General features: G+C 46.1%; 1 protein-coding gene. It reads right to left on the bottom strand.

What is annotated here, in order from left to right; all coding sequences use genetic code 11:
- Positions 1 to 215 precede the first annotated feature (215 nt).
- Positions 216 to 960, bottom strand: a 745-nt coding sequence (locus H9625_RS17380) for a helix-turn-helix domain-containing protein (protein WP_191765580.1), incomplete at its 5' end; no start/stop codon positions are given.

The raw sequence follows: 960 nt of genomic DNA, 5'->3' as shown, positions 1-960 counted from the left end.
TCCTTTTCGCTCCTGTTCTTCGTCAGATAGCCCGCTATCTTCCTCATCACAGAAGCGGAAATGCCTCAAAAACTCATTCCAAATCATCGCACGATAAATTCAAAACAGCTTCTAAATTCCGCTTGCAAAGTTAGCGGATTTTAACGGAAAGTGAGAGGACAATCTTAGAAAATTTGAAGGACAATTCAAGGAAAATGCTCATAATGAGGGACAATTCAGGGAATTTCCTTAAATTGTCCTTCTGTGTTCTTGTCCTGCATCCCGGATTTCAGGTTTCGGCTGTAAGTCCTTACATTGGAAAAACCGCAATGTGTAGCAATTTCTTCACGGCTTGCCGAAGGGTGTTCTTCCCGGTATCGGACTGCGGCTTCTATCCTGAGCCGGTTCAGTTCCTTATAAAAGGAACCGAAACGTTCTTTCATGACAATGGATACATATTTCCGGTTGCTCTTTACCGCATCTGCCAGTTCGCCGATTTTCAGGTTCGGATTCAGGTAAAGCCTGTCCTCGGTCAATGCTGCCCGTATTTTCGCTTCCAGTTCATCCTTGGCATCAACAGACAGCAGGCTGCTGCCGCTTCCCCGGTCGGACAGTACCGTTTCTATTTTTTCCGCTATGAGTTCTTCCGTTTCTTCTACCACCTCCCGATATTCTTTTCGTTGCGGATGCAATATCCGTATCAAAAGTACGATGTGCATGACAGAAATGACCAGCTGGAACCACATGTTATAATTATGGTCGCCTGTAAAAAACAGCCACCATGCGGCTCCCAGATACAGCACCGGCATGAATACGACAAAACCGGCAAAACGTACCGGAAAATCTTCACTGTTGGAATATTCTTCCTGCATGTGTAGGCGAATCTGGCGCAACAGCCAGCTTGTGGTATGCAACAGCATGGCTGTAAGCAGCAGGGAATATCCTCCGATAAGGAGAAGAAGCATATCACGATGGCGGTAG

It is taken from the genome of Phocaeicola intestinalis (assembly GCF_014837065.1).
Classification (GTDB): domain Bacteria; phylum Bacteroidota; class Bacteroidia; order Bacteroidales; family Bacteroidaceae; genus Phocaeicola; species Phocaeicola intestinalis.
This window is presented reverse-complemented; position numbering and strand designations above follow the sequence as displayed.